Source organism: Pantoea sp. B9002, from assembly GCF_013385945.1.
Classification (GTDB): Bacteria; Pseudomonadota; Gammaproteobacteria; order Enterobacterales; family Enterobacteriaceae; genus Pantoea.
In genome coordinates this window covers 233,302-255,258 of sequence record NZ_JACAPA010000002.1, presented here as the reverse complement: position 1 = coordinate 255,258, position 21,957 = coordinate 233,302, and the positions used below count along the sequence as shown (strand labels likewise).

The 21,957-nt window shown below is 53.7% G+C and carries 18 protein-coding genes and 2 tRNA genes; 4 read left to right on the top strand and 16 right to left on the bottom strand.

Features of this window, described 5'->3' with window-relative positions:
* Window positions 1-108: 108 nt before the first annotated feature.
* From pnp to rlmE, 14 genes are all read right to left on the bottom strand, one after another.
* On the bottom strand, window positions 109-2,247 hold the full coding sequence (gene pnp, locus HX773_RS01860) for a polyribonucleotide nucleotidyltransferase (protein ID WP_176970189.1): 2,139 nt from the start codon (window positions 2,245-2,247) through the stop codon (window positions 109-111).
* 309 nt (window positions 2,248-2,556) lie between these two features.
* Window positions 2,557-2,826 carry a 30S ribosomal protein S15 gene (gene rpsO / locus HX773_RS01855; RefSeq protein ID WP_036620269.1) on the bottom strand — a complete coding sequence of 90 codons (270 nt, stop codon included), beginning with the start codon at window positions 2,824-2,826 and terminating at the stop codon, window positions 2,557-2,559.
* Window positions 2,827-2,959: 133 nt separating this feature from the next.
* Entirely contained in the window at window positions 2,960-3,904 is a 945-nt protein-coding gene (gene truB / locus HX773_RS01850) for a tRNA pseudouridine(55) synthase TruB (RefSeq protein ID WP_176970188.1), read from the bottom strand.
* A complete protein-coding gene (gene rbfA / locus HX773_RS01845; RefSeq protein ID WP_101762250.1) occupies window positions 3,904-4,311 on the bottom strand; it encodes a 30S ribosome-binding factor RbfA in 408 nt (135 codons plus the stop codon). Before rbfA ends, truB begins: the two co-directional genes overlap by 1 nt.
* A 65-nt stretch (window positions 4,312-4,376) precedes the next feature.
* Window positions 4,377-7,067, bottom strand: coding sequence for a translation initiation factor IF-2 (gene infB / locus HX773_RS01840; protein WP_176970187.1), 2,691 nt, complete (start codon window positions 7,065-7,067; stop codon window positions 4,377-4,379).
* A 17-nt stretch (window positions 7,068-7,084) separates the two neighbouring features.
* Window positions 7,085-8,572 (bottom strand): transcription termination factor NusA, encoded by a 1,488-nt coding sequence (gene nusA / locus HX773_RS01835; protein WP_176970186.1) that lies wholly within the window; start codon window positions 8,570-8,572, stop codon window positions 7,085-7,087.
* Window positions 8,573-8,596: 24 nt separating this feature from the next.
* A complete protein-coding gene (rimP, locus tag HX773_RS01830) occupies window positions 8,597-9,049 on the bottom strand; it encodes a ribosome maturation factor RimP (protein WP_036620302.1) in 453 nt (150 codons plus the stop codon).
* A gap of 212 nt (window positions 9,050-9,261) precedes the next feature.
* A tRNA-Met gene (locus tag HX773_RS01825) sits at window positions 9,262-9,338 on the bottom strand.
* Between the two features lie 59 nt (window positions 9,339-9,397).
* Window positions 9,398-9,484, bottom strand: a tRNA-Leu gene (locus HX773_RS01820).
* A gap of 49 nt (window positions 9,485-9,533) precedes the next feature.
* Entirely contained in the window at window positions 9,534-9,869 is a 336-nt protein-coding gene (secG, locus tag HX773_RS01815; protein ID WP_007886689.1) for a preprotein translocase subunit SecG, read from the bottom strand.
* 217 nt (window positions 9,870-10,086) lie between these two features.
* Window positions 10,087-11,421, bottom strand: a complete 1,335-nt coding sequence (gene glmM / locus HX773_RS01810) for a phosphoglucosamine mutase (protein WP_101762253.1) — start codon at window positions 11,419-11,421, stop codon at window positions 10,087-10,089.
* A 4-nt stretch (window positions 11,422-11,425) separates the two neighbouring features.
* Window positions 11,426-12,259 (bottom strand): dihydropteroate synthase, encoded by an 834-nt coding sequence (folP, locus tag HX773_RS01805; RefSeq protein WP_176970185.1) that lies wholly within the window; start codon window positions 12,257-12,259, stop codon window positions 11,426-11,428.
* A 130-nt stretch (window positions 12,260-12,389) separates the two neighbouring features.
* Window positions 12,390-14,297, bottom strand: coding sequence for an ATP-dependent zinc metalloprotease FtsH (gene ftsH / locus HX773_RS01800; RefSeq protein ID WP_036620266.1), 1,908 nt, complete (start codon window positions 14,295-14,297; stop codon window positions 12,390-12,392).
* A gap of 175 nt (window positions 14,298-14,472) precedes the next feature.
* Window positions 14,473-15,102 (bottom strand): 23S rRNA (uridine(2552)-2'-O)-methyltransferase RlmE, encoded by a 630-nt coding sequence (gene rlmE / locus HX773_RS01795; RefSeq protein WP_176970223.1) that lies wholly within the window; start codon window positions 15,100-15,102, stop codon window positions 14,473-14,475.
* 125 nt (window positions 15,103-15,227) lie between these two features.
* Between rlmE and yhbY the strand changes: the two genes are divergently transcribed.
* Window positions 15,228-15,521 carry a ribosome assembly RNA-binding protein YhbY gene (gene yhbY / locus HX773_RS01790; RefSeq protein ID WP_007886683.1) on the top strand — a complete coding sequence of 98 codons (294 nt, stop codon included), beginning with the start codon at window positions 15,228-15,230 and terminating at the stop codon, window positions 15,519-15,521.
* Window positions 15,522-15,647: 126 nt separating this feature from the next.
* On the opposite strand, the gene greA is transcribed toward yhbY, so the two are convergent.
* Entirely contained in the window at window positions 15,648-16,124 is a 477-nt protein-coding gene (greA, locus tag HX773_RS01785) for a transcription elongation factor GreA (protein ID WP_008104312.1), read from the bottom strand.
* A 247-nt stretch (window positions 16,125-16,371) separates the two neighbouring features.
* On the opposite strand from greA, the gene dacB reads away from it, so the two are divergent.
* Genes dacB through pmrB form a run of 3 tightly spaced genes read left to right on the top strand, consistent with a single transcriptional unit; the run spans window position 16,372 to window position 19,525 of the window.
* Window positions 16,372-17,805 (top strand): serine-type D-Ala-D-Ala carboxypeptidase, encoded by a 1,434-nt coding sequence (dacB, locus tag HX773_RS01780; protein WP_176970222.1) that lies wholly within the window; start codon window positions 16,372-16,374, stop codon window positions 17,803-17,805.
* The gene (pmrA, locus tag HX773_RS01775) at window positions 17,805-18,467 is read left to right on the top strand and encodes a two-component system response regulator PmrA (protein WP_176970184.1); all 663 of its coding nucleotides are present in this window, start codon (window positions 17,805-17,807) and stop codon (window positions 18,465-18,467) included. The genes dacB and pmrA overlap by 1 nt, the downstream gene beginning before the upstream one ends.
* Window positions 18,464-19,525 (top strand): two-component system sensor histidine kinase PmrB, encoded by a 1,062-nt coding sequence (pmrB, locus tag HX773_RS01770; RefSeq protein WP_176970183.1) that lies wholly within the window; start codon window positions 18,464-18,466, stop codon window positions 19,523-19,525. Before pmrA ends, pmrB begins: the two co-directional genes overlap by 4 nt.
* 6 nt (window positions 19,526-19,531) lie before the next feature.
* Here pmrB and HX773_RS01765 read toward each other — a convergent pair whose 3' ends face one another.
* Window positions 19,532-21,802, bottom strand: a complete 2,271-nt coding sequence (locus HX773_RS01765; protein WP_176970182.1) for a TonB-dependent siderophore receptor — start codon at window positions 21,800-21,802, stop codon at window positions 19,532-19,534.
* Between the last annotated feature and the right edge of the window lie 155 nt (window positions 21,803-21,957).

The following is a 21,957-nucleotide window of genomic DNA, read 5'->3' as shown; positions in this document are numbered from 1 at the left end:
ATTGGGACAACCATCCTGTCATCCTCCTGCTGTGCACAAGGATTCCCGCCCTCGCGATGATCTAAACACCTCTCCCCGCAAAGTAGGGAGAGGTAAATCGGTAAACGCTTACTCGGCGTCAGATGCATCAGATGCAGCGGTAGCAACTTCTTCCGCTGGTTTCTGCTCTGTCGCTTCTTTGATGCTCAGGCGTACACGGCCCTGACGGTCCACTTCCATGACTTTCACTGGAACTTCCTGGCCCATCTGCAGATAGTCGGTCACTTTCTCTACGCGCTTGTCTGCGATCTGAGAGATGTGGACCAAACCTTCTTTACCGCCGCCGATTGCCACGAAGGCACCGAAATCAACGATACGTGTAACTTTACCAGAGTAGACGCGGCCAACTTCGATCTCAGCAGTGATCTCTTCGATACGACGAATGGCTTCTTTGGCTTTCAGGCTATCAGTTGCAGCGATCTTCACGGTGCCGTCATCTTCGATTTCGATGGTGGTGCCGGTTTCTTCGGTCAGCGCACGGATAACCGAGCCGCCTTTACCGATGACATCTTTGATCTTATCTGAACTGATTTTGATGGTGTAAATGCGCGGCGCGAACTCAGAAATTTCCTGACGCGGCGTGCTGATTGCCTGTTCCATCACGCTCAGGATGTGCAGACGCGCACCTTTCGCTTGATTCAGAGCAACCTGCATGATTTCGCGGGTGATACCTTCGATTTTGATATCCATCTGCAGCGCAGTGATACCATCGCGGCTACCTGCTACTTTGAAGTCCATGTCGCCGAGGTGATCTTCGTCACCCAGGATGTCAGACAGAACCACAAAGTTGTCGGCTTCTTTAACCAGACCCATCGCAATACCGGCTACGGCTGCTTTGATCGGTACGCCAGCATCCATCAGTGCCAGAGAAGCACCGCACACGGAAGCCATTGAAGAAGAACCGTTAGATTCGGTGATTTCTGAAACCACACGCACGGTGTATGGGAAATCCGCTTGCTTAGGCATTACTGCCAGCACGCCACGCTTCGCCAGACGACCGTGACCAATTTCACGACGCTTCGGTGAGCCAACCATACCGGTTTCGCCCACGCAGTATGGAGGGAAGTTGTAGTGGAACAGGAAGCTATCGGTACGCTCGCCCATCAACTCATCCAGATTCTGCGCATCACGTGCGGTACCCAGCGTTGCGGTAACCAGCGCCTGCGTTTCACCACGGGTAAACAGTGAAGAACCGTGCGTGCGTGGCAGTACGCCAGTGCGCACATCCAGGCCACGAATCATATCTTTCTCACGGCCATCGATACGCGGTTCGCCACGGATGATGCGGCTACGAACAACGCTCTTCTCAAGGTCGTGAACGATGTCAGCGATATCGCCAGCATCCAGCGTTTCATCTTCAGCCTGCAGTGCAGCGATGGTCGCGTCTTTCACTGCGCCAACCTGAGTGTAACGCTCTTGCTTATCAGTGATGCGGTAAGCGTCGCTGATGCCCGCTTCTGCCAATGCAGTAACGCGTGCGATCAGTGCATCGTTAGTTGGCAGTGGCTGCCAATCCCAACGTGGTTTACCAGCTTCGGCAACCAGCGCATTGATGTTTTCGATAACGATCTGCTGCTGGTCGTGGCCATATACCACAGCGCCCAGCATCTGCTCTTCAGTCAGGATGTCAGCTTCTGATTCCACCATCAGCACCGCGTTCTGGGTACCGGCAACAACCAGGTTCAGACGTGATTCGTTGATTTCATCAGCAGTTGGGTTCAGCACGTATTGATCGTTGATGTAACCCACGCGCGCTGCGCCAATTGGGCCATTGAACGGCAAACCTGACAGAGCCAGCGCAGCAGATGCACCGATCATCGCAACGATGTCTGGGTTAACCTGTGGGTTAACAGAAACAACGGTCGCGATAACCTGGACTTCGTTAATGAAGCCTTCCGGGAACAGCGGACGAACTGGACGGTCAATCAGGCGTGAGATCAGGGTTTCGCCTTCGCTTGGACGGCCTTCACGACGGAAGAAGCTACCCGGGATACGACCAGCAGCGTAAGTACGCTCCTGATAGTTAACCGTCAGCGGGAAGAAATCCTGACCTGGTTTAGTTTTTTTCTGGCCAACAACGGTAACGAATACAGCAGTGTCATCCATGCTCACCATTACTGCAGCGGTAGCCTGGCGCGCCATCATGCCGGTTTCCAGCGTGACGGTATGCTGACCATATTGGAATTTGCGTACGATCGGGTTCAGCAAAATTTAAGTCCTTAAATTCAGGGGCGCAGCTCATTCTGGCGCGCCGGGGATTACCGATCTTCAGTTGCATCCTCGCGACTAATGACAACCTTAACCGCCCATGCGGTAAAGCCTCTCATTAGCCGCGCGAACCTCTGCAAGCAAAGATCACTCTCTGCAACAATACATGAGTTTGGTCCGGATTGCTGCGGATTGCTCGAAAAAAGGGGCCATAAAGGCCCCCTTTTCGCGAAACTCGCACAAATCTGATCGTCAGATGCGTTTTTTTGCATTGTGCATGCGCTACATCCTTGATCAGATTCTTCAGACTTAGCGACGCAGACCCAGGCTTTCGATCAGACCGGTGTAGCGAGCAACGTCTTTACGCTTCAGGTAGTCCAGCAGCTTACGACGCTGAGATACCATGCGCAGCAGACCGCGACGGCTGTGGTGATCTTTCTTGTGCTCAGAGAAGTGACCCTGCAGGTGGTTAATCTGAGCAGTCAGCAGAGCAACCTGAACTTCAGTTGAACCGCTGTCGTTGGTACCACGACCGTATTTAGCAACGATCTCTGCTTTAGCTTCTACGCTTAGAGACATAATAAACTCCAGTAAATAATGAATGTATGGGTGCCGATCTCTAATTCAGCAGCCCGCTTTTAAAGCCGCGCCATTCTACTCTTCGCCTGATAGCAACGCAAATGCGCCGTTAGGTCAAATGCGAGAGGTTTGATTACGCAGGAAATTCTACCACCAGACGACGCGGCGCCACGCGCCCATCCTCGGCGATTTCGGCCATACCAATGAATTTGTGCTCATCACCTTCGGTCACGCGCACCAATCCCTGTTCCGGCGCATCCGCTACCTGAACCGGCATGCCTTGCTTGAAATAAGCCGCCACTGCGGGCAGCAAATTCACAATCGGGAACTCTTCTGCCGGACTATCCATCGGCAGCAATAACGCATCAAGCGCGCTGTAATCCGGCGTTTCCGCCATGTTGACGGTGGCCGCTACTTCCTGCAGCTGCTCCAGCGTCACCATTCTTTCGATCGGATAACGCGCCACCTGCAGACGACGCAGCATGATAACGTGCGCGCCGCAGCCAAGCCGCTCACCGAGATCGTCGATAATAGTGCGAATGTAAGTGCCTTTTGAGACGTGAATCTCCAGCTCCAGCTCATCACCTTCCCAGCGAATAAACTGCAGCTCAAACACTTTGATCGGGCGCGCTTCACGCGGCACGGTAATGCCCTCACGTGCGTACTCGTACAGCTTGCGTCCCTGATACTTCAGCGCGGAGAACATGGTCGGCACCTGCATGGTGTCGCCACGAAAATAGTCTAGCGCTGCATCCAGTGCCGCCTGATCAAAAGTAATCGCACGCGTCTCAACAATATTGCCGTCGGCATCAGACGTATCGGTGCGTTCACCCAGGCGAGCAATAACGCGATAACGCTTGTCAGAATCGAGCAGATACTGCGAAAACTTGGTGGCTTCACCGAGGCAAACCGGCAGCATGCCGGTCGCCAGAGGATCAAGTGCGCCGGTATGGCCCGCTTTGTTCGCATTGAACAGACGTTTTACTTTCTGCAGCACATCATTGGAAGATGCGCCTTGATGCTTATCCAGCAGAAACACGCCGTGGACGTCGCGACCGCGACGACGAGGACGACTCATTAGTCCTCCTTGTCATCTTCCGCCGGGCTATCGCCACGACGCTCAACATCGCTCTTAATAACGTTGCTGACCAGGTTCGACATACGCATACCTTCGATCAGCGAGTTGTCGTAGAAGAAGGTCAGCTCCGGCACGATACGCAGGCGCATCGCTTTACCTACCAGCGTACGGATATAGCCAGAGGCTTCTTTCAGCGCCTTCAGGCCGTTTTGCACTGCTTCTTCATCTTTGTCATTCAAAAAGGTCACAAACACCTTGGCATAGGCGAGATCGCGCGACACTTCAACGCCCGAAACCGTCACCATCATCCCGAGACGTGGATCTTTAATTTCGCGCTGCAGGATAATTGCGATCTCTTTCTGCAACTCCTGAGAAACGCGCTGTTGGCGGCCAAATTCTTTTGCCATTATTCTTTCTCCCAAATAATTCGGGAGGCCAGAGGCCTCCCAAATTGCAACACATCAAATGATGATCAATCGATGGTGCGTTTAATTTCAATCACTTCGAACACTTCGATCATGTCGCCAACGCGAACGTCGTTGTAGTTCTTCACGCCGATACCACATTCCATGCCGTTACGAACTTCGTTGACGTCATCTTTGAAGCGACGCAGAGATTCCAGCTCGCCTTCATAGATAACCACGTTGTCACGCAGCACGCGGATTGGGTTGTGACGTTTGATGTTACCTTCGGTGACCATACAGCCCGCGATGGCACCAAACTTCGGTGATTTGAACACGTCACGTACCGCAGCCAGACCGATAATCTGCTGTTTGAACTCTGGAGCCAGCATACCGCTCATCGCTGCTTTCACTTCGTCGATCAGATTATAGATGACGGAGTAGTAACGCAGGTCAACGTTTTCAGAATCAATCACGCGGCGAGCAGATGCATCAGCACGCACGTTGAAGCCGAGAATGATGGCGTTGGATGCTGCAGCCAGCGTTGCGTCGGTTTCGGTGATACCACCCACGCCTGAACCGATGATGCGTACTTTCACTTCGTCGGTAGAGAGTTTCAGCAGCGAATCAGAGATGGCTTCGACAGAACCCTGTACGTCAGATTTCAGCACGATGTTCAGCTCAGACACTTCGCCTTCAGTCATGTTGGCGAACATGTTCTCCAACTTAGACTTCTGCTGACGCGCCAGCTTAACTTCACGGAATTTGCCCTGACGATACAGTGCAACTTCACGCGCTTTCTTCTCATCACGTACTACAGTCGCTTCATCACCCGCTGCCGGCACACCGGACAGACCAAGGATTTCAACTGGAATCGATGGACCCGCTTCCAGTACTTCACGACCCAGTTCGTCACGCATCGCACGTACACGGCCATATTCGAAGCCGCACAGCACGATATCGCCTTTGTTCAGCGTACCTTCACGTACCAACACGGTAGCAACCGGACCACGACCTTTGTCGAGGAACGATTCAATCACCACGCCGCTCGCCATACCTTCACGGATAGCAGACAGTTCCAGAACTTCAGCTTGCAGCAGAATCGCATTCAGCAGGTCGTCGATACCGGTACCGGCTTTCGCAGAAACGTTAACGAACATGTTCTCACCGCCCCACTCTTCCGGAAGAATTCCGTACTGGGTCAGTTCGTTCTTAACGCGGTCTGGATCAGCATCTGGCTTATCAATTTTGTTAACCGCAACAACCACTGGCACACCGGCGGCTTTCGCATGCTGGATAGCTTCAACGGTCTGAGGCATCACGCCATCATCAGCAGCCACAACCAGGATAACGATATCCGTGGCCTGCGCACCACGAGCACGCATTGCGGTAAACGCGGCGTGGCCCGGGGTGTCGAGGAAGGTGATCATACCGTTGTCAGTTTCAACGTGGTAAGCACCGATATGCTGGGTAATACCGCCCGCTTCGCCTGATGCCACTTTCGTTGAACGAATGTAGTCAAGCAACGAGGTTTTACCGTGGTCAACGTGACCCATGATGGTGACGACTGGCGCACGGCTTTCCTGCGCAGCATCGGTATCACGATCGTCCATTACCGCTTCTTCCAGCTCATTCTCACGGCGCAGGATCACTTTGTGACCCATTTCTTCCGCGACCATCTGAGCGGTTTCTTGATCGATAACCTGGTTGATGGTCGCCATGGCGCCCATTTTCATCATCGCTTTAACGACCAGAGAACCTTTGATCGCCATTTTGTTGGCCAGTTCAGCAACGGTGATGGTTTCACCGATGACGACATCGCGGTTAACAGCCTGAGCTGGCTTGTTGAAGCCCTGCTGCAGGGTGCTTGGCTTACGATGCTTGCCGCCTTTGCCGCCACGCACCTGGGCACGCGCTTCTTCGCGATCGGTTTTGGCTTCAGAATGCTTGTTGCCTTTCTTCACCGGACGAGCCGCTTTGGTGGTGCGAGCACGTGCACGGCCAGCTTCTACCTGGCGATCGTTCTCGTCTTCTGCCTGACGGGCGTGAGTAGAGGTGGTGACGTGATAGTCGCCCTTATCCTCTTCTTCAGGTTTTGCCCATTCAGCGCCTTTCTCTTCAGCCAGGCGGCGGGCTTCTTCAGCCACGCGGCGCGCATCTTCTTCCAGCTTACGGCGTGCTTCTTCTTCTGCTTTACGTTTCAGTTCGGCAGCTTCTGCTTCACGACGGGCTTTATCAGATTGCGCAGCCTTGGCTACTACATCGGTAGGTTGATTAGTCAATTTCTCTTTTTCCGCTGCTTCACGTTTGGCCTTGTCAGCGGCTTCGCGCTTGGCTTTATCTTCGGCTTCACGTTGCGCTTTCTGTTCAGCTTCGCGACGGGCTTGTTCTTCCGCCTCGCGACGCGCCTGCTCTTCCGCTTCACGCTGCGCCTCGGCTTCCGCTTCTGCCTGAGCTTGCTCAGACTCTGCATCGCCTTTCACGTATGTGCGCTTTTTGCGGACTTCGATTTGTACCGACTTACTTTTACCCCCGGTGACGGGAATATTCAAGGTGCTGCGCGTCTTGCGCTGCAAAGTCAGCTTGCTTGAACCGGTCTGACCGTGCTCACGATTCAGGTGAGACAGTAAGGTTTCTTTCTCTTGCTGGGACACCGCATCGTTTTCAGACTTACGGATCCCTGCATCAGCAAATTGCTGTACCAGGCGATCGACCGGGGTCTGAATTTCGGCGGCCAGCGATTTTACGGTTACATCTGTCATGCTGTTCCTTCCTGTTATTACGCGTCATCGCCGAACCAGCAGATATTACGTGCAGCCATAATCAGCGCACCGGCTTTCTCGTCATCCAGCCCTTCAATATCTGTCAGATCGTCAACACCTTGCTCAGCGAGATCTTCCAGCGTGCAAACGCCTTTCGACGCCAGGCGATACGCCAGCGCACGATCCAAGCCCTCAAGATTCAGAAGATCCTCAGCGGGCTCCTGATTACCAAGGCTCTCTTCTTTCGCTAATGCCAGGGTGGTTAACGCATTTTTTGCTCGTTCACGCAGGGCTTCAATGGTCTCTTCATCGAGGCCGTCGATTTCCAGCAGCTCGTTGATTGGCACATAAGCCAATTCTTCCAGCGAAGAGAAGCCCTCTTCCACCAGAATGGTGGCGAACTCTTCGTCGATGTCGAGATATTTGGTGAACATATCGATCGCTGCATGGGCTTCAGCTTGGTGCTTAGCTTGCAGATCATCGACGGTCATCACGTTCAGTTCCCAACCGCTCAGTTGGGAAGCCAGACGCACGTTTTGGCCGTTACGGCCGATCGCCTGAGCCAGATTGCCGGCTTCAACAGCGATATCCATGGTGTGATTGTCTTCATCCACCACAATTGACGCCACATCGGCTGGCGCCATGGCGTTGATAACGAACTGCGCCGGGTTGTCGTCCCACAGCACAATGTCGATACGCTCGCCACCCAGCTCGCTCGAAACCGCCTGGACACGCGCACCGCGCATACCGACGCAAGCGCCCACTGGATCAATACGTTTATCGTTGGTCTTCACCGCGATTTTGGCGCGTGAACCCGGATCGCGCGCTGCCGCTTTGATCTCGATAACTTCTTCGCCAATTTCTGGCACCTCAATGCGGAACAACTCGATCAGCATTTCTGGCTTAGAACGGGTGACGAACAGCTGCGCGCCACGCGCTTCAGGGCGAACGGCGTACAGCACGCCGCGGATACGGTCACCTGGACGGAAGTTTTCACGCGGCAGCATGTCTTCACGCACAATCACCGCTTCAGCATTGCTGCCGAGGTCCAGTGAAATGTTGTCACGGTTCACTTTCTTCACCACGCCGGTGATGATTTCGCCTTCGTGCTGACGGAACTGATCAACCACCATCGCGCGCTCAGCTTCACGTACTTTTTGTACGATAACCTGCTTAGCAGTTTGGGTGGTGATACGGTCAAAGGTGACAGATTCAATCTGATCTTCGACAAATTCGCCCAGATTGAACGCTTCGTCTTCATAACGGGCTGCATCCAGCGTGATCTCGCGAGTCGGCTGCGTGACTTCTTCTACAATCTGCCAGCGACGGAAGGTGTCGAAATCGCCGCTACGGCGATCGATGCTGACACGCACTTCGATCTCTTGCTCATACTTCTTTTTGGTCGCAGTGGCCAAAGCGCTCTCCAGCGCTTCGAAGATTTTCTCACGCGGCAGGGCTTTTTCGTTAGAAACGGCTTCTACTACAGCTAAGATCTCTTTGTTCATCCTGGTTAGCCTCAATCCGGACTTTTAAAAGTGGGGGACCAGGTTCGCTTTCTGAATGTTGCTCAGCGCGAACACTTCATCGTTACCCTCAACGGTCACCGTGATCATCTCGCCTTCAACAGACTTGATGATACCCTGCCATTTACGGCGGTTTTGTACGGCCATGCGTAGTACCAGGCTCACCTCGTCACCGGCAAAACGTGCATAGTGTTCAGCAGTGAAAAGAGGACGTTCGAGACCCGGCGAGGAAACTTCAAGGTTGTAAGCCACGGTAATTGGATCTTCCACATCCATTACTGCGCTAACCTGGTGGCTAACATCGGCGCAATCATCAACATTGATACCCTCTTCACTATCAATATAGATGCGCAGGGTTGATGTGCGACCACGAATAAACTCAATACCGACTAATTCGTAGCCAAGCGCTTCTACTGGAGCAGAGATCAACTCTGTCAATTTTTGCTCTAATGTGGACAAGCCCACCCCCAAGACATAAAAAAAGGGCCTATAGCCCAGTGTTTCGATTTCCTGATAACAAAAAACCCCGAATATTCGGGGCTTTTTGTGACTGGACCCTGTACGCCGCATAGCGGCTTCGGAGCACAATCCAAAAGAATTTTTTTCAAAAATCACTGAGATTGCGTCCGTCGATGCATACAGTATATTTGAAAAAGAACTCTAAGGGAAAGTGGTTGCGGGGGCCGGATTTGAACCGACGACCTTCGGGTTATGAGCCCGACGAGCTACCAGGCTGCTCCACCCCGCGTCCGAAAACGTGGCGAATAATACGCCGACCTTGCAAAAAATGCAAGTTAAACTGAGATTTGGTACCGAGGACGGGACTTGAACCCGTAAGCCCTTTCGAGCACTACCACCTCAAGGTAGCGTGTCTACCAATTTCACCACCTCGGTACATCACTAGACTGCGACGTTGTTTTATCGCACTACAGCGTTGACGATCTTACTGCGGGATATCATTGCCCGGCGTTGCCGGTTTAGCTGGCTGAGTCTGCTGTTCAGACTGCGCCGGCGCAGTGAGGTTATCCCACTCGCTACCTTTGGCTGTTTTATTACTGTTCAGGTTACCCAGAACCAGGCTGATGATGAAGAACAGCGTAGCCAGTACCGCGGTCATGCGAGTCATAAAGTTGCCAGACCCGTTTGAACCGAACAGCGTACCAGAAGCGCCTGCACCGAATGAGGCTCCCATATCAGCGCCTTTGCCTTGCTGCAGCATGATCAAACCCACGAGGCCAATCGCTACAATAAGGAAAACAACTAACAGAGCTTCGTACATAATCAACCTGTTTCCTTGCGCGTTATCTGCACAGTTAAAGCTTCAACCAATATCGATGGGGAGTCTCGTCATCACCCATCAGAAGCGGGTGTGAATACTAACCAAAGGCACATACCTCTGCAAGTGCAATTTTCACCATCGCTTTCGATTGCGGAAAAAAGCACCATCCCGGTGATTTTGCAGGCGGAAAGTACAAAAACTCTCCGCCTGAAAAAACTTAAACCGCTTTTACTGCATCCGCGATTTTATGTGCCAGCGCGCTGACCTGCGCCTCATCCTCACCTTCCACCATCACACGAATTAGGGGTTCAGTGCCAGATTTGCGCAGCAACACGCGACCGCGTCCCGCCAGCGTTTTTTCTGCTTCGGCAGTCACAGCTTTCACGCTTTCGCTTTCCAGCGGATCGTGCTCGCCAGCGAAACGCACATTGACCAGAATCTGCGGCAGCATTTTCATGCCGCTGCACAGGTCGTGTAACGTCATATGGTTGCGCACAATTGCAGTGAGCACTTGCAAACTTGCTACGATGCCGTCGCCGGTGGTGGTTTTATCTAGCAGAATGACGTGACCGGAGTTTTCTGCCCCTAAACGCCAGCCCTTCTCCTGCATTTTTTCCAGCACATAGCGGTCGCCCACTTTCGCACGGGTAAACGGAATACCCAGCTGTTTCAGCGCCAGTTCCAGACCCATGTTGCTCATCAACGTGCCCACCACGCCACCGCGCAGCTGACCCTGACGCAGCCCTTCACGCGCAATGATATAGAGAATCTGATCGCCATCGACTTTGTGACCTAAATGGTCAACCATCATGATGCGGTCGCCGTCACCGTCGTACGCCAGTCCCAGATCGGCCTTCTCTTCCAACACGCGATGCTGCAGCAGACGCAAATCGGTCGCACCGCAATCTTTGTTGATGTTCATGCCATCCGGCTGCACGCCGATAGCAATCACATTCGCACCCAGCTCACGCAGCACGTTAGGCGCAATGTGATACGTCGCGCCATTAGCGCAATCAACCACAATCTTCAGCCCATTCAGGCTCAGCTCGCTGGGGAACGTCCCTTTGCAGAATTCGATGTAACGACCTGCTGCATCGACAATGCGACTGGCGCGGCCCAGTTCAGCCGACTCCACACAGGTGATTGGCTTTTCCATCTCCAGCTCAATAGCTTCTTCGACTTCATCCGGCAGCTTGGTGCCTTCAGCAGAAAAGAATTTGATGCCATTGTCGTCAAAGGGATTATGCGAAGCTGAAATCACAATGCCCGCTTCCGCGCGGAAAGTACGAGTCAGATAGGCAATCGCAGGCGTCGGCATCGGGCCGGTGAAGGCCGCAGACAATCCTGCCGCCGCCAGACCCGCTTCCAGCGCCGATTCCAGCATATAGCCTGAAATACGCGTGTCTTTACCAATCAATACCTTGCGTGAACCCTGACGCGCCAGCACCTTACCGGCCGCCCAGCCCAACTTGAGAACAAAATCAGGGGTAATCGGTGCTTCACCGACTTTGCCGCGAATACCATCTGTACCGAAATATTTACGATTACTCATGCCTTTATCCTTTTGCTCTCCGTGTCGCTTCGACGACGCGCATCGCTTCGACAGTCTCTTTCACATCATGCACGCGAATAATTTGTGCCCCTTGCATGGCGGCAATCACCGCACAGCTGAGGCTTCCGGTCAGGCGCTGCGCCGGACCGACATTTAACAACTGACCAACCATCGACTTGCGCGACATTCCTACCAACAGCGGTAAGCCGTAATGGTGGAAATGGCTCAGATTGGCCAGCAGTTCATAGTTGTGGCTGAGATTCTTACCGAAACCGAAGCCAGGATCGAGCAGCAAATTCTCTTTCTTGATGCCGGCGGCTTGACATCGCGCAATCTGTGCAGCGAAGTAAGCGTCCACTTCGCTCACGATATGGCTATATTCCGGCGCCTGCTGCATGGTGCGCGGTTCACCTTGCATATGCATCAGACACACCGGCAAGCCTGTTTCTGCCGCCGCCGCCAGCGAGCCCGGTTCGGACAGAGAACGAATGTCATTGATAATGTGAGCACCCACTCGCGCCGCTTCACGGATCACTTCTGGTTTGGAAGTATCGACCGAAATCCACACTTCAAAACGCTGCGCGATGGCTTCCACCACTGGAATGACGCGTGCCAGCTCCTCTTCCACGCTGACTTCATCAGCGCCCGGACGCGTTGATTCACCGCCTACATCAATGATGGTGGCACCGGCATTCACCATTTCATTGGTGTGCGTCAGCGCTTCGACCAAGGTGTTGTGGCTTCCACCATCAGAGAAAGAGTCCGGCGTGACATTCAAAATCCCCATCACATGGGGAAAAGAGAGATCGAGATGGGAATCACGGGCGAACAATTTCATGGCGAGAATCTCCTTGAGGAATCACTGAATCGCGGAATGTAAAAAACCCCGGACTGGCCGGGGTTTGCATTGTAACAAGTATTGCGGGCGGGAGAACTGGCGGTGAGCAACGCATCCCGCCAGAGTGCCATCACATGATCTTGTCTGAACCCGGAGTTTTCGGGTCATCAACAGGACGTGGAGCCTGCGTAGAGTCGCCGTTACCCACAGCAACTTTCGCTTCTTCCCAACCGGCTGGCGGACGCACTTCGCGGCGTGCCATCAGATCGCTGATTTGCGGTGCATCAATGGTCTCATACTTCATTAGCGCGTCTTTCATCGCATGAAGGATGTCCATGTTTTCATTCAGAATACGGCGAGCGCGTTGATAGTTAGTATCGATAAGATGTTTAACTTCCTGATCGATAATGCGCGCCGTTTCATCAGACATGTGTTTCGCTTTTGCTACAGAACGACCGAGGAATACTTCACCCTCTTCTTCAGCATAAAGCAATGGGCCCAGCTTCTCAGAGAAGCCCCACTGCGTAACCATGTTGCGCGCTACGCTGGTCGCCATTTTGATGTCAGATGAAGCACCGGTAGAAACATAGTCCGGACCATAAATAATCTCTTCCGCCAGACGTCCACCGTAAGCCACAGAAATACGGCTTTCCAGCTTCTGACGATTGGCACTGATTTCATCACCAACAGGCAGGAAGAAGGCCACACCCAGCGCACGACCGCGCGGGATGATCGTCACTTTGTGCACCGGATCGTAACCCGGAACCAGCGTACCGACGATCGCGTGACCCGCTTCATGATAAGCCGTAGATTCTTTCTGCTCTTCGGTCATTACCATGGAGCGACGTTCCGCACCCATCATGATTTTGTCTTTGGCTTTTTCAAACTCAACCATCGAAACAACACGCTTGTTGCCGCGAGCAGCAAACAGCGCAGCTTCGTTGACCAGGTTAGCCAAATCCGCACCGGAGAAACCAGGCGTACCACGTGCGATGACTGATGGATCCATATCGGTTGCCAGCGGCACACGACGCATATGGACTTTCAGAATCTGCTCACGACCACGCACGTCTGGCAGACCAACTACAACCTGACGGTCAAAGCGGCCTGGACGCAGCAGCGCCGGGTCAAGTACGTCTGGACGGTTAGTTGCCGCGATGACGATGATGCCTTCATTACCTTCAAAGCCATCCATCTCAACCAGCATCTGGTTCAGCGTTTGTTCACGTTCATCGTGACCGCCGCCTAAACCGGCGCCACGCTGACGGCCAACCGCATCGATTTCATCGATAAAGATGATGCACGGTGCCGCTTTCTTCGCTTGTTCGAACATGTCACGCACACGAGATGCACCAACACCAACAAACATTTCCACGAAGTCAGAACCGGAAATGGTAAAGAACGGAACTTTCGCTTCGCCAGCAATCGCTTTCGCCAGCAGCGTTTTACCGGTACCCGGAGGGCCGACCATCAGGACGCCTTTCGGGATTTTACCGCCCAGCTTCTGGAAACGGCTCGGCTCACGCAGATACTCAACCAGCTCACCGACTTCTTCTTTAGCCTCATCACAACCGGCCACGTCAGCAAAAGTGGTTTTGATCTGATCTTCGGTCAGCATGCGGGCTTTGCTCTTGCCGAAGGACATCGCGCCCTTGCCGCCGCCGCCCTGCATCTGCCGCATAAAGAAGATCCACACGCCAATCAGCAGCAGCATTGGGAACCATGAGATGAAGATGGAAGCCAGCAGGCTTGGTTCTTCAGGCGGTTCGCCAACTACTTTGACGTTTTTAGTCAACAGGTTATCGAGTAACTTAGGATCGTTGACGGGGATATAGGTGGTGTATTTATTGCTGTCTTTTTTGACAACGTTAATCTCACGCCCGTTAATTCGTGCCTCGCGGACCTGATCTTGGTTCACTTCCGATAGGAAAGTTGAATAATCAACCCTACGGCCATTCGACTCGCTGGGCCCAAAGCTCTGGAATACAGACATCAGCACGACCGCGATGACTAACCAGAGAATCAGGTTTTTCGCCATGTCACTCAAGGGATTAACCTCATATTACAACGATGTTAACAGACAGCGTAGGGTACTATAGATCCTTCATACCTGGAATCGCAGTGCGGATGATTTTGCTTGTTTACCCTGAAACTCAGAATTACACATCAGAGTAAACGCATTGGTCGTCTTGCTTTGATTCCGGCATTTCGGGCTAAAGTTTGCGCCCCGTCGCCACAATGTACACTTCGCGCGAACGTAATCGCGAAGCGTCCGGCTTACGAATTTTCACTTTCGTAAACAGGGAGCGAATTTCCCGCAGGTATTCATCGAAGCCATCTCCCTGAAACACTTTCACGACAAAACTGCCGCCTGGGGCCAGGATATCCCGACACATTTCCAGCGCCAATTCTACCAAATACATCGAACGTGGAATATCAACCGCAGGTGTACCGCTCATGTTGGGTGCCATATCAGACATCACCACCTGCACCTTTTGGTCGCCTACGCGCTCCAGCAAGGCGCCAAGTACCGCCTCATCGCGAAAATCGCCCTGCAAAAAATCAACGCCGACAATCGGATCCATTGGTAACAGATCGCAGGCGATGATACGACCACTTGATCCGATAAGCTGAACCACATATTGCGACCAACCGCCGGGTGCCGCACCGAGATCGACAACCGTCATCCCGGGTTTGAAAATCTTGTCACCCTGCTGAATTTCTTCAAGTTTAAACCAGGCACGCGAACGTAACCCTTTTTTCTGTGCCTGCAGCACATATTTATCGCTAAAGTGTTCCTGTAGCCAGCGACTGGAACTGGCCGAACGCTTTTTACCCGTCATAATTTTTCCAATTAAATCGTCATCGTAGCGATAAATCAGCACGCAATGGTCGCGTTGATTTGGCGATATACCCGAGATGGCGGTAGAATGAACCGTTTTCAATCCCTGAGTAAGCAAAAAATACGATGAATCTGAGTACCAAACAAAAACAGCACCTGAAAGGCCTTGCCCATCCGCTTAAGCCGGTTGTCATGCTGGGCGGAAATGGCCTGACCGAAGGCGTGCTCGCCGAAATCGAACTGGCGCTCGAGCATCACGAATTGATCAAGGTAAAAATTGCCTCGGAAGATCGTGAAACTAAGCAGCTGATCGTGGACGCTATCGTGCGTGAAACTAAAGCAGGCAACGTACAGGTAATCGGCAACACGCTGGTGCTGTATCGCCCTGCCAAAGAGCGTAAAATTACTCTTCCGCGTTAATCATGCCTTTAAAGGCGGCGACGGGCAAAGAAAGTGCCACGCTCCTGCATGTGATAAAAGGCCGCAGTGCGGCCTTTTTCCTTTCTTTACAAAATGCAGCGACATATTGCAAAGCGTAGCAATATCTTAAAGGTATTCCACCTTCAGGACTTCATATTCCACATCCCCGCCTGGGGTTTTCACGATGGCGACATCGTCTGCTGATTTTCCAACCAATCCACGCGCCATCGGCGAATTCACTGAAATCAGGTTCTGTTTGAAGTCAGCTTCATCATCACCCACGATGCGATAGGTGAACTCTTCATCCGTATCCACATTGAGGATGGTCACGGTAGCGCCAAAAATCACGCGACCGGTTTTCGGCATGGCAGTTACATCAATGACTTGCGCATTCGAAAGCTTGGCTTCGATCTCCTGAATACGACCCTCGCAGAAACCCTGTTCTTCGCGAGCCGCATGATATTCGGCATTCTCTTTCAAATCGCCGTGCTCACGGGCTGTGGCGATGGAGGCGATAATGCGCGGACGCTTCACGGATTTCAGTTCGTTCAGCTCTTCGCGTAGCTTCTCAGCGCCTTTCAACGTCATCGGAATCTGATTCATTTTTGGCTCCTCGTCATCTATCCTGGTTAACGGCGTCATCCTGACCGGTGACAGCAGAAAACAGCTTCTGCGGCGCGTTACCTCTTTTCACAAGCAAAAGAAGCCTGACCCGGAAAGCTTTCCGGGTCAGGTTCGGTTTTGCATTTTGATACGTATTTTACCCCAGAGTTCCCTGTGGGTCATCGTTTACTTTGCACCGTCCGGGGACGTAGTATTGACGCCTTCACCCGTCAGTTACCGCGAGATTATGCGATTTTCACGACTTGTTACCGGATTAACCTGTGCGTTTATGCTGCAGGCACAAGCAGCTCCCGTTGAAGAATACATGCAGTATTTGCCAGACGGCGCAAACCTGGCGCTGATGGTACAAAAAGTGGGCGCATCCACCCCGATAATCGATTATCACGGCAAACAGATGGCGTTACCGGCCAGCACCATGAAAGTGGTGACAGCGCTGGCGGCTTTGTTAGAACTCGGGCCCGATTTTCGTTTCCAGACCACCATGGAGACCAAAGGTGCGGTCAACGATGGCACCCTGAATGGCGATTTAGTAGCACGTTTTGGCGGCGATCCTACGCTGAGCCGCCAGGATCTGCGCAACATGGTTGCAGCGCTGAAAAAGCAGGGTATCACCCATATCAAGGGCAATCTGGTGATCGACACCTCGGTGTTCGCCAGCCACGATATGGCGCCAGGCTGGCCGTGGAATGATCTGACGCAGTGCTTCAGTGCGCCGCCGGCTGCGGCCATCGTCGATAAAAACTGTTTCTCAGTTTCGCTGTACAGCGCCAATACGCCGGGCGAAAACGCCTTTGTGCGCATCGCTTCCTATTATCCGGCCCACATGTTCAGTCAGGTGCGCACCATTGGCCGCAACAGCGGTGACGGACAATATTGCGAGCTGGATGTGGTGCCAGGCGAGCTCAATCGCTACACCTTAACCGGCTGCATGCGCCAGCGTTCAGAGCCGCTGCCGCTGGCCTTTGCCGTGCAGGATGGTGCCGCGTGGGCCGGTGAGATTCTTAAAGCCGAGCTGCGCGCCGCCGATATTGATTACAGCGGTCATCTGGTTCGCCAGGCACAAGTGACGTCGCCGGGCACCGTGTTAGCTTCAACGCAGTCTGCGCCGCTGCACACGCTACTGCACACCATGTTGAAGAAGTCGGACAACATGATTGCCGATACCGTGTTCCGCACCATCGGCCATCACTACTTCAACGTGCCGGGCACCTTCCGCGCGGGTTCAGATGCGGTGCGTCGCATCCTGCGCGAAAAAGCCGGTGTCGATCTCGGTAACAGCATTCAGGTTGATGGTTCCGGGCTGTCACGTCATGACCTGATCGCGCCAGATACCATGATGCAAGTGCTGCAATACATTGCGAAAAATGATTCGACGCTGAATTACATTTCGATGCTGCCGCTGGCCGGTTACGACGGCACGCTGCAATATCGCGGCGGCCTGCATGAAGCGGGACTGGATGGCAAAGTCTCGGCGAAAACCGGTTCGCTGCAGGGCGTCTATAATCTGGCAGGATTCATCACCACCTCCAGCGGCGCGCGCGTCGCCTTTGTCCAGTTCCTGTCCGGTTACGCAGTACCGCCGGAAGATCAGAAAACGCGCCGCATTCCGCTGGTACGTTTTGAAAGCCGCCTCTATACGGATATCAACAAGAACAACTGATGAAACTGCTTATTGTTGAAGATGATGCGCTGTTGCAATCGGGCCTCGCGCAGGCGTTAAGCTCGCAAGGCTACGCCATCGACTGCGCCAGCACCGCCGCAGAGAGCAATGCGCTGCTGCGTAGCGGTCAGTACAGCCTGATCGTGCTCGATCTCGGCTTGCCGGATCGCGATGGCGCATCACTGCTGCGACAATGGCGACGCGATGGCATTGCGGTGCCGGTGTTGATCCTCACGGCGCGCGATGCGCTGGAGGATCGCGTTGATGGTCTGGATGCCGGCGCTGATGATTATCTGGTGAAGCCGTTTGCGCTGGTTGAGCTGCAGGCGCGCGTGCGGGCGCTGATCCGCCGTTATCAGGGCCACAGCGATAACCTGCTGCAACAGGGCGATCTGACGCTCAATCTCAGTTCACAGCAGGTTTTGCTGGAAGGTCAGCCGCTGGAGATCACGCCAAAGGAGTTCGCGCTGCTCACCCGTTTACTGATGCGCGTAGGGCAAAACGTACACCGTGAAACGCTGCAACAGGATCTCTACAGCTGGAATGACGATCCCGGCTCCAACACGCTCGAAGTTCACATCCATAATCTGCGTCGCAAGCTCGGGAAAGATCGCATCAAAACCGTGCGCGGCGTCGGTTACCGTCTGGAAATCCGCGAATGAACAGCATGCGTCAGCGGTTATTGATTATGCTGGCGCTGATTCTCCTCACCTGTCAGGTGATGAGCGCCATCTGGCTGTGGCATGAAAGCCGCGAGCAGATCAGTTTTTTAGTCAACGAAACGCTCTCCGCGCAGGCGCGTAACGCTCGGGTGGAAAACGAGATCCGTGAAGCCATTGCCTCGTTGCTGCTGCCTTCTTTAGTGATGGTCGCCCTCACCTTGCTGCTGTCGTTTTGGGCGATTAACTGGATTATTCGTCCGCTGAAATCGCTGCAGGACAGCCTTGCGCATCGTTCAGCGGATAACCTGACGCCGTTGCCGATCTACTCCGAAATGGATGAGATCGTGGCGGTAACTACCTCGATCAACCAACTGTTTTCACGCCTCGATCATACATTGCAGCAGGAACGCCTGTTCACCGCCGATGCGGCACACGAGCTGCGCACGCCGCTGGCCGGATTGCGCCTGCATCTCGAGCTGCTCCACCAGCAGAACGTGCCGCAAAGCGAGATGCTGATTGAACGTATCGATCAACTGATGCACACCGTGGAACAGCTGTTGATGTTATCGCGCGCCGGGCAAGCGCTGGCGGGCGGTCACTATCAGCAGCTGCAGTGGCAACAAGACATCATGCAGCCGCTGGAGCCAGAAATGGCCGAGCTGTATCAACAGCGTCAGCAAATCCTGCACTGGCCACAGAACGACGATGTGCCGCAGCAAGGTGAAGCGGTGCTGCTGCGCCTTATGCTGCGCAATCTGCTGGAAAACGCCTCGCGCTACAGCCCGGAAGGCAGCGAAGTCACGGTGAAGATGCAGCAGGACAAGCAGCAGGTGATTATCGAAGTGTGGGATCAAGGTCCGGGCATTGAAGCCGCCGCCGCGGAAGAGCTGACGCAGGCGTTTCGTCGTCGCGATCAGCGTTATGGCGGCAGCGGTTTGGGTTTGAATATCGTGCTGCGCATCGTGCAGATGCATCGCGGCAGGCTGGAGCTGGTGAACCGTGAAGATCGCAGCGGGCTGATTGCCCGCTGCTATTTACCGCATCAACTGATTGGCTAAACGCCGTTAGAAGTGGGTATTCAGGCTCATAAAGTAAGTACGACCGGATTCGTTGTAGGTATTCGCACCCGCTCCATACAGATAAGAGTTGGTGTTGGCATTACCGGTGGTTTGCGCATTACCTTCGCGATAGTGACGTTTATCGAACAGGTTATCGATGCCCACCGTGACGCTGGCGTACTTGTTGATATCGTAGGTACCGCTCATACCGATAATTGAGTAAGGACTCACTTTATCCGTTGCGCTACCGGTCGAAAGATTCCCTTTGTAATCATACTTCTTCGGTGTCTGCGTGCCGTACCAGGTCAGCGTGGTTTGCAGCGACAGATCCTGCGTCGCCTGCCAGCTCAGCGTCGAGTTCAGCGTGTATTCCGGAATCACCGACAAACGATCGCCGGTCTCTTTGTTCTTACTCTGCAGCATATAGGTGAAGTTGTTATTCCACGTCACGCTGTCGGAGAACGGTACGTTGACGGTGCCTTCCAGCCCTTCCACCACCGCTTTCGGTACGTTTTCCCACTTATAAATATCCGTGGTGCCATTAGATGCTTTGCTCACTGGCGAGTAACCGGCTTCGATCTTGTTGCGATAATCGTTGCGGAACCAGGTCAAACCGGCCTGATAACCTTCGTGTTTCCACTCCAGACCAATCTCTTTGTTGATGCTGTTTTCCGCTTTCAGGTCGCTGTTACCCTGCAGATAACAGGCGCCAGTGCTGGCCGCACAACCCTGACCATTGCTGTACAACAAGTAGTTCGGGTTGGTTTGATACAGGCTCGGCGCTTTATAGGCGCGTCCAATCCCCATCTTCAGCGTGAAGTCATCGCCCAAACCCTGCGACAGGTTGAGCGACGGGCTCCAGTTATTGCCAACAATCGAGTGATGATCGAAACGCAGGCTTGGCGTCAGCATGGTGCTGTCGGTCAGCTCCATGTTGTCTTCCGCAAACAGCGAGAAAATCTCTGCCTGGGAATACGGGCTGCGACCGGTGTTGTCGATGCCCGGCACCGAACCGTAGCTCGCCGCCTGCGTGTTGGAAGAGCCATCTTTCATGCGCTGCTGGTTCCATTCGGTACCCAGCGTCGCGGTTTGGTTAAACAGCAGCTCAAACGGAATGCTGACTTCGCTATGCAGCAGCACGTCATCCAATTGAATGGTGTTGAAACCGCTGTTGGAGAAGATGCCTTCGGTGCCGCCGGCCAAACCTTCATTAAGGCGCGAGTTGCGGGTTTTCTCGTAGCGCGCATACGTGTTGGTGCTGACGCCGTTATCCCATGCGCCGGTCCATTTCAATGAGACGTTCTGGCGATACAGGCGGTTAGTTTCGTCACCGTACATACTTTTCACCAGTGTGCTGGTGTTGGTGTTCTGCGTATCACCCGCATACAGGTTGCCCTGACGGCTGTAACCGGCCTGCAGCTCCAGCGTCTGCATCGGTGCAAACGCCCAGCTGAGTAAGGCATTGATATCTTTATTAACCGAACCTTCACGACCCGCCGGATAGCTGCCCGCATAGGAGCCGGTGCGCGCCGCCGCATGCCCTTGGTTAATGTCATAGGCATCGGCCTGAGTTTTGGCTAAACCACCATACAAACGAAAGTTGAAATCATCGCCCAGCGGCCCTTCCAGACTGAAGTTGGTGCGCTTGGTGGCACCTTCCGCTTTATGTTCCGGCACGTTGTAATAGGTGTTCCAGGAACCGTGCCACTGCTGATCGGTCTGTTTTTTGGTGATGATATTCACCACGCCGCCCGCCGCGCCGTTACCGTAACGCACCGCAGCCGGTCCGCGAATCACGTCGATGTGATCGATCATCTCCGGCGGCACCCAGTTAGTGTCGCCACGCGTATCACGCTCGCCACGCCAGCCAAGGCGCACCGAGTTGCGGCTGGTGATCGGCATGCCGTCCACCATGATCAGGGTGTTTTCCGGGCCCATGCCGCGAATATCGATCTGGCGATTGTTGCCGCGCTGGCCGCTGGTGGAGTTGCCGGTCAGGTTAACGCCGGGCATGGTACGGATAATTTCGGACACATCACGCGCGGGCGGATGCTTTTTGATTTCGTCGGCGGTAATGGTTGAGACGCCCGGCGCTTGCAGGTTCTGCTGCTGCGCGGTGACCATCAAGGTACCGCCGTCCATTGATTGTGCGTCAGTGGTGCTGGTTGAGGTTTTGCTGGAGGAAGTCTCTGCTGCCCAGGCGCTGCTGGAAAGCAGTGAGGCGCTGAGCCCCAGTTCAATCAGAATGGCTAATGATAACCGTGAGTAATTTTTCATTTTATACGTTCCTGGATGGCCAGAAAAAAGCCGTTGGATGCTTAACTGGCGAGCCGGTGAGAAGATCCCTGTCCATATCGCGCCCAGTTCCAGACCCTTCAAACCATCCGTAGCGCAACCTTACCGAACGGTAAGCATCAGGCGGAACAGGCGTG

Coding starts and splice junctions, on each gene's coding strand:
- HX773_RS01765 (WP_176970182.1), bottom strand. CDS start 21,802: ATGAAAAATTACTCACGGTTATCATTAGCCATTCTGATTGAACTGGGG.
- secG (WP_007886689.1), bottom strand. CDS start 9,869: ATGTACGAAGCTCTGTTAGTTGTTTTCCTTATTGTAGCGATTGGCCTC.
- pmrA (WP_176970184.1), top strand. CDS start 17,805: ATGAAACTGCTTATTGTTGAAGATGATGCGCTGTTGCAATCGGGCCTC.
- infB (WP_176970187.1), bottom strand. CDS start 7,067: ATGACAGATGTAACCGTAAAATCGCTGGCCGCCGAAATTCAGACCCCG.
- rbfA (WP_101762250.1), bottom strand. CDS start 4,311: ATGGCAAAAGAATTTGGCCGCCAACAGCGCGTTTCTCAGGAGTTGCAG.
- greA (WP_008104312.1), bottom strand. CDS start 16,124: ATGAATCAGATTCCGATGACGTTGAAAGGCGCTGAGAAGCTACGCGAA.
- rpsO (WP_036620269.1), bottom strand. CDS start 2,826: ATGTCTCTAAGCGTAGAAGCTAAAGCAGAGATCGTTGCTAAATACGGT.
- truB (WP_176970188.1), bottom strand. CDS start 3,904: ATGAGTCGTCCTCGTCGTCGCGGTCGCGACGTCCACGGCGTGTTTCTG.
- ftsH (WP_036620266.1), bottom strand. CDS start 14,297: ATGGCGAAAAACCTGATTCTCTGGTTAGTCATCGCGGTCGTGCTGATG.
- dacB (WP_176970222.1), top strand. CDS start 16,372: ATGCGATTTTCACGACTTGTTACCGGATTAACCTGTGCGTTTATGCTG.
- rlmE (WP_176970223.1), bottom strand. CDS start 15,102: ATGACGGGTAAAAAGCGTTCGGCCAGTTCCAGTCGCTGGCTACAGGAA.
- pmrB (WP_176970183.1), top strand. CDS start 18,464: ATGAACAGCATGCGTCAGCGGTTATTGATTATGCTGGCGCTGATTCTC.
- glmM (WP_101762253.1), bottom strand. CDS start 11,421: ATGAGTAATCGTAAATATTTCGGTACAGATGGTATTCGCGGCAAAGTC.
- yhbY (WP_007886683.1), top strand. CDS start 15,228: ATGAATCTGAGTACCAAACAAAAACAGCACCTGAAAGGCCTTGCCCAT.
- nusA (WP_176970186.1), bottom strand. CDS start 8,572: ATGAACAAAGAGATCTTAGCTGTAGTAGAAGCCGTTTCTAACGAAAAA.
- folP (WP_176970185.1), bottom strand. CDS start 12,259: ATGAAATTGTTCGCCCGTGATTCCCATCTCGATCTCTCTTTTCCCCAT.